Here is a 6,701-nt window from a genome sequence, read left to right as displayed (position 1 = left end):
GACCGCATAGTCTATTTTATATATTTAAACTGTATACTTGACAGGACATAGTGCCGGGTGTCATTGGTTTTTTCCTTTCATTTTAAGTAACACCATAAATTATAAAACAACACTTACGCGCAAGTAAAATTTTTGCTAGAATGGCTTCTAGTGCCATTTTTTAAGAGGTGGAATATGGAAAAATTATTTGAAAAAGAAGCAGTTTCTAAAGTCTACTTTAAACTAGCTTTACCAGTGGTATTAAGTATGATTGTCAGCATGGTTTATAGTTTAGCTGATACCTACTTTGTAGCTAAAACGGGCAATGCCAACCTGGTGGCGGGGGTAACCATTGGGGCACCGCTTTTTTCGTTTATGTTAGCTGTGGGGGATATCTTTGGCCTCGGTGGCAGCGCCATTGTCTCCCAATTATTTGGTCAAAAAAACTATAATTTAAGTAAGCGTTTGGCTAGCGCATCCTTTTACGCCACCATCGTAATTAGTGTGGGGTTAACCTTAATTTTATTAGCCCTAGAAAAGCCAGTCTTACTTCTATTGGGGGCTAAGCCGGCAACCTACCAGTATGCGGCCGATTTTTACCGGGTGTTAGTGGCAGGCTCAACCTTTATTACCGTCTCGTTGGTTCCAGGTAACCTAATTAGGACTGAGGGCTTGGCTGTTCAGTCAATGGTAGCAACGATGGCGGGGACAATCTTGGCTATTATCTTAGACCCTTTGTTCTTGTTTGTTTTTAATTGGGGGGCAGCCGGGGTCGCCTTAGCCAACGTACTTGGTTATGCACTCAACACCAGTTTATTGATTTACTGTGTCAAAACTAAGAGCCGCTACCTAAGTTTTAACTTGAAGCTGGCTAAGCTTAGCTGGGCCGACTGGAAACGGGTGATTGAAATTGGGATTCCGGCCTCTATCACCAATTTTATGCAAACCTTTGGGATGGCCTTACTAAACAATTACCTGGCTCCGTTTGGGGCTGCTAGCGTGGCGGCGATGGGGATTACCCAAAAAATCTATGGGATTGTCATCTTAGTCTTGGTCGGCTTTGCCTTTGGGGCCCAACCGTTAGTCGGTTATTGTTATGGGGCTAAAAATGTTCAACGTTTTAAAGAGGTCTTACGCTTTGATATCATGGTCGAAGTGGTCTATGCCCTCGTATTTTCAGTAATTTTGATGATATTAGCGCCCGGTTTGGTTAGCTGCTTTATGAACCAAGCTGAGATTGTTAAAGAGGGGGCCTACATGTTGCGGGCCTGCCTAGCAACCACCCCATTTATCGGCTTAATCATGGTTTTAACCACCGTCTTTCAGTCGGCAAGTAAAGCTATGAGTGCCCTTTTAATGTCAGTTAGTCGCCAGGGGGTCTTTTACTTATTAGTCATGCTAGCCTTTAGCAGCTTATTTGGCTATCACGGCATTATCTGGGCCCAGGCTGTGGCCGACATTTTAACGGCAATCATGGGGATTTATTTATACCGGCGGAGTTTTAAAGATTTCAACTAACTAACTAACTAACTAGGTCTAGTGTAGGCCTAGTTTTTTGTGAGTGAAAATAATTGTTTATATATAGGCTAACCAGTATAATGAAGATATGAGTTTAAATTTTGATTAGAAAGCGGTGCGTAGTTAAATGAAAAAGAATGAAAAAGCACTTGTCATTATTTTTGGGGGGACGGGAGATCTAGCCCAAAGAAAGCTTTACCCGTCGATATTCCAACTTTATAAGAAGGGCTATCTAAAAGAAAATTTCGCAGTCATTGGAACTGCCCGGCGCCCGTGGACTGATGAATACTACCGGGAAGTAGTCAAAGATTCCATCGATGGGATGTATGATGAACAAACCGTGGCCACCGAGTTTGCCAGCCACTTTTACTATCAATCACATAATGTTACGGATACTAACCACTATAAGACTTTACAGGCCCTAGCTCAAAGTCTAGATGAAAAGTATCAAATTGGGGGCAACCGCCTCTTTTATCTAGCCATGTCACCGCGATTCTTTGGGACAATTTGTGACCACTTGAAGTCACAACAAATTATGACTGAAACCGGTTACAACCGGGTGATTGTTGAAAAACCATTTGGGCGTGACTTAGCCAGTGCCACCGAACTAAATGATGAAATCTCCAAATCCTTCCCTGAAGAAGATGTCTTTAGAATCGACCACTATCTGGGTAAGGAAATGGTGCAAAATATTGCCGCTTTGCGGTTTGGCAACAGTATCTTTAACTCCATGTGGAATAACCGCTACATCAGTAATATTCAAGTAACTCTAAGTGAAGCCCTAGGGGTTGAAGAACGGGCCGGTTATTATGAAACTGCCGGGGCCTTACGCGACATGATTCAAAACCACGTTTTACAGATTGTGGCGCTATTAACCATGTCTGCGCCGGTTAGCTTCACCGATACTGACATTAGAAATGCCAAGATTAACGCCTTGAAGTGTCTTAAGATTTATAGCCCAGAAGAAGTAAAAGAAAACTTTGTCCGCGGGCAATATGGACCTGGTAATGGTCTAATAGGTTACCGCGAGGAAGCACAGACGGCAGAAGACTCCATGACGGAAACCTTTGTGGCCGGGAAGTTAATGGTTAACACTATGGACATGGCAGGAGTTCCCATCTACGTGCGGACTGGCAAGCGGATGAAGACCAAGGCAACTAGAATTGACGTGGTCTTTAAACAAGTGCCTAACAACGTGTTTGAAGACAGCGACTTGCGCCACGACGTTTTAACCATCAACGTTGACCCAGAACCGAGCCTCAGTCTGCAACTCAACTCTAAGACCATCGGCCAAGGTTTCGATTTTGATACGCACCACTTAAACCTTGACTACAAGCTGAGTCCAGAACAACGGGCAGCCATACCTGAGGCCTATGAAAAGTTAATTTTAGATGCAATGCAATGCCGGGCCTCTAACTTTGCCCACTGGAAGGAATTGCAATGCTCCTGGAAGTTTGTTGACGCAATTAGACAGGCTTGGGATCAAAATGTCGACCAGGTCGCTTTTCCTAACTACGACTGTGCAAGCATGGGGCCAAAGGCAAGCGATGACCTGCTAGCTAAGGATGGCAACCACTGGGAATTTAATTGTTAATAATAGCAAAGAAGGAATGCAAGTGAATAGGATTTCACCTGGATTCCTTTTTTGAAGGGGGGATTTGGTGGCAGGACGCAAGATTATTCACCTAGACATGGACTCCTTTTATGCCTCAGTCGAGATGCGGGCTAACCCGGATTTACGGACTAAACCATTGGTGATTGGGCGGGACCCCAGACACTCTGGGGGTAAAGGGGTGGTCGCTACCGCTAACTATGTGGCAAGAGCCTATGGAATTCATTCGGCTATGCCGACCGCCAAGGCCTTAGAATTATGCCCGCAGGCGGTATTTAAGAAGCCTGATTTTGATAAGTACCGGCAAGTCTCAAGCCAAATTCACCAGCTGTTTCATAGTTTTACCGATAAAATTGAGCCGGTGGCCTTGGATGAAGCCTACCTTGATGTTACCGAAAATAAACGCAAGCTTTACGACGAGGTCCAGCTAGCCCACCTTTTGCAGCAAGAAATTTATGAGCAAACCCACCTAACTAGCTCCGTCGGGATTTCCTACAATAAATTTCTAGCCAAGCTAGCTTCCGACTACAATAAGCCGGTGGGCTTGACGGTCATTAAACCGGCTGACGTTGAGAGTTTCTTATTTCCCCTACCGATTGAAAAATTTCGCGGGGTGGGGCAAAAAACCGTTTTGAAAATGCACGAACTGGGAATTTATACCGGGGCAGATTTATTTGCTTACTCTGACTTAGAGTTAGTCGCCCATTTTGGCAAGATTGGCCACTTCTTTTATCAATGCGTACGGGGAATCGACGACCGGCCGGTTGAATGGCAGCGCAAGCGCAAGTCGGTTGGGCGGGAACGAACCTTTGATAGCCCGCTGACAACCACCGAGGAGGTTGCCGCCTTTTTAAAGCAAGCTGCAAACCAGCTAGTCGTAAGCCTAGAGGCCAAGCAACTTCGAGGTAAGACGCTAGTTTTAAAGGTAAGAAACAGTGATTATGAAACCATCACCAAGCGGGTTAGCCAAGCCGAATTTTTTAAAAATGACGCGAGTGAGTTTGCTTACCAGGGCCAGAAATTATTTGAGCAGATTCAACAAGACGAAATTGACGTCCGCCTCTTAGGATTGACTATGACCAATCTAGCTAAGAGTGAGGAGACCGTTCAATTATCATTGTGGGATTAAGTTAGCTTTTTTTGCATTCAAGCTTATGTTAAACTGAAGTGTTAGGGAAACGAGGAGGAATTATGATGGCGATTGAGACAGACATCTTAGCACAAATTAAAAAATACGACACAATTATTATTCACAGGCACCAACGGCCTGATCCAGATGCTTATGGCTCCCAGGTGGGCTTAGCCGAGATTATTCGGGCTTCCTTTCCCAAAAAGAAAGTCTATCAAGTCGGCGAAATGGTCAGCCGCTTTGACTGGTTAGTCAGTCAAGATGAGATTGAAGATTCAGTGTATAACGATGCCTTAGTGATTGTAACCGATACGGCTAACCGGCCCCGGGTAGATGACGAACGTTATACCAAGGGAAAGTACCTCATTAAAATAGATCACCATCCTAACGACGACGTCTATGGCGATATTTGTTGGGTCAACACCCAGGCTTCAAGTTGTTCAGAAATTATCTATGACTTTTATGCGGCCTGCCAAGCAGAATTGACCTTACCGGCTAGCGCAGCCAGGGTCTTGTATGCAGGCATCGTCGGCGATACCGGCCGGTTTATGTATGACGCTACTACTCCTCATACTTTAAGGGTGGCTGCCGCCTTGGTTGAAACCGGCATTGATGCAACCAAGCTCAATCGCAAGCTCGATAGCATTAGCGAACCGCTAGCTAGGTTATCAGCTTACGTCTTAGAAAATATGGTAGTAACCAAGCATAAGGCCGCTTATGTCATCTTAACAAGGGAAATTATGGCTAAGTATAATCTCAGTGACGGGGGCACGGCGCCGGTCGTTCCCCTACTGGGTAAACTAGAAGAAGTGGTTTGTTGGACCGTCTTGGTCGAACAAGAAAACCATTCTTATCGGTTACGGATCCGCTCTAAGGGCCCGGTGATAAATGAATTAGCCAAGGAGTATCACGGCGGTGGCCACCCACTAGCTAGTGGGGCCATGCTTAAGGATACTAGCGCCATTGAAACCTACGTTGAAAAATTAGATCAAATTGCTGCGAGTGCAGCAGAAAGAGAGTGAAAGATTTTTTAGATGAAATTTACAGAATTTAACTTTAAGCCCTTTATCAACCAGGCTTTAGCTGAAATTAACTTTAGCGAACCCACCCCGGTGCAAGCTAAGTTAATTCCGCTGATTAGAAAAAATAAGAGTGTGGTCGGTCAATCACAAACAGGGAGTGGAAAGACCCACACCTTCTTACTTCCGATTTTTAACGCAATTGACCCAGACAACAAAACGGTGCAGGCCGTAATTACCAGCCCTAGCCGGGAGCTAGCTTACCAAACCTATGAAGCCGCTAAGCAAATCGCTAAGTTTACGGATGGAGAAATTTTGGTTCACAATTACGTGGGGGGGACCGATAAAAAACGGCAGGTCGAAAAGCTCCAAAGCATCCAACCCCAGATTGTAATCGGAACTCCCGGCCGGATTTTAGATTTGGTTAAATCTAATGCCTTAGACATCCATAATGCCCACTACCTAGTAGTCGATGAGGCGGATATGACCCTAGATTTAGGCTTCTTAAAGGAAACGGATGCGATTGCTTCAAGCCTGCCAAAGGACTTACAGATGTTGGTCTTTTCGGCTACCATTCCGGAAAAATTAAAGCCGTTTTTGAATAAGTATATGACTAACCCGGTCATTGAAGTGATTAAAAATCAAACTGTCATCAGCCCGACCATCAAAAACTGGTTGTTATCAACCAAGGGCCGGGACAAAAACCAACTGATTTACCAATTACTAACCTTAGGTGAACCTTACTTGGCCCTAGTCTTTACCAACACTAAGAATCGGGCTGACGAATTAACTGACTATTTACGGGCTCAGGGCCTTAAAGTAGCCAAGCTTCACGGCGGGATTCAACCGCGGGAACGCAAGCGGGTGATGCGTGAGATTCAAAACCTTGACTACCAATACGTAGTGGCGACTGACTTGGCCGCCCGGGGAATTGATATTGAAGGGGTTTCTCACGTTATTAACGATGATTTACCTGAAGACCTAGAGTTCTTTGTTCACCGGGTAGGGCGGACCGGGCGTAATGGCATGGAAGGAATTGCCATTACCTTATACGCTCCTAATGAAGAAGAACAAATCGAAGAGTTAGAGGAATTAGGAATTACCTTTAGTCCCAAGGCTTTGAAAAAGGGGGAACTGGTGGACTCCTATGACCGTAACCGGCGTGAAAAGCGGCGGACTAGAAAAGCTATGGTCGCCCCTGAATTAAAGGGGATGATTAGCAAGGCCAAAAAGAAGCGTAAGCCTGGTTACAAGAACAAGATTAAGCGGGCCATCAAGAAAAACGAACAGCAACGAAGAAAGATTGAACGCCGGCAAGAAATGCGGGCGCTTCGGCGGGCTAATAAGCAAAAAAATAGCTTTTAGAGTTGACAAGCCAAGTTTTTTTACCTATACTTTGGGTATGATTAGGACATGCTTAAAGGCGGGCTTTTTTAAGAGACTT

The 6,701-nt window shown here is 44.9% G+C and carries 5 protein-coding genes; all 5 read left to right on the top strand.

Annotated elements, in window-relative coordinates:
* Nucleotides 1-174: 174 nt before the first annotated feature.
* The 5 genes from FC14_RS03055 to FC14_RS03035 all read left to right on the top strand — a co-directional run bounded on the left by FC14_RS03055 (nucleotide 175) and on the right by FC14_RS03035 (nucleotide 6,622).
* Nucleotides 175-1,497 carry an MATE family efflux transporter gene (locus tag FC14_RS03055; protein ID WP_056976436.1) on the top strand — a complete coding sequence of 441 codons (1,323 nt, stop codon included), beginning with the start codon at nucleotides 175-177 and terminating at the stop codon, nucleotides 1,495-1,497.
* A gap of 127 nt (nucleotides 1,498-1,624) precedes the next feature.
* Nucleotides 1,625-3,091, top strand: a complete 1,467-nt coding sequence (zwf, locus tag FC14_RS03050) for a glucose-6-phosphate dehydrogenase (RefSeq protein WP_056976435.1) — start codon at nucleotides 1,625-1,627, stop codon at nucleotides 3,089-3,091.
* A gap of 64 nt (nucleotides 3,092-3,155) precedes the next feature.
* A complete protein-coding gene (gene dinB, locus FC14_RS03045) occupies nucleotides 3,156-4,238 on the top strand; it encodes a DNA polymerase IV (RefSeq protein ID WP_162258657.1) in 1,083 nt (360 codons plus the stop codon).
* A 65-nt stretch (nucleotides 4,239-4,303) separates the two neighbouring features.
* Nucleotides 4,304-5,260, top strand: coding sequence for a DHH family phosphoesterase (locus tag FC14_RS03040; protein ID WP_056976434.1), 957 nt, complete (start codon nucleotides 4,304-4,306; stop codon nucleotides 5,258-5,260).
* A 12-nt stretch (nucleotides 5,261-5,272) separates the two neighbouring features.
* Entirely contained in the window at nucleotides 5,273-6,622 is a 1,350-nt protein-coding gene (locus FC14_RS03035; RefSeq protein WP_056976433.1) for a DEAD/DEAH box helicase, read from the top strand.
* Nucleotides 6,623-6,701 lie beyond the last annotated feature (79 nt).

Origin of the sequence: Ligilactobacillus agilis DSM 20509, assembly GCF_001436215.1 — a bacterium.
Classification (GTDB): domain Bacteria; phylum Bacillota; class Bacilli; order Lactobacillales; family Lactobacillaceae; genus Ligilactobacillus; species Ligilactobacillus agilis.
Note: the sequence above shows the minus strand (reverse complement) of the source record. Positions and strands in the feature narration are given on the sequence as shown.

Bases quoted from the DNA above. Each gene is read 5' to 3' on its own strand.
- FC14_RS03055 (WP_056976436.1), top strand. From the start codon at position 175: ATGGAAAAATTATTTGAAAAAGAAGCAGTTTCTAAAGTCTACTTTAAA.
- zwf (WP_056976435.1), top strand. From the start codon at position 1,625: ATGAAAAAGAATGAAAAAGCACTTGTCATTATTTTTGGGGGGACGGGA.
- FC14_RS03040 (WP_056976434.1), top strand. From the start codon at position 4,304: ATGGCGATTGAGACAGACATCTTAGCACAAATTAAAAAATACGACACA.
- FC14_RS03035 (WP_056976433.1), top strand. From the start codon at position 5,273: ATGAAATTTACAGAATTTAACTTTAAGCCCTTTATCAACCAGGCTTTA.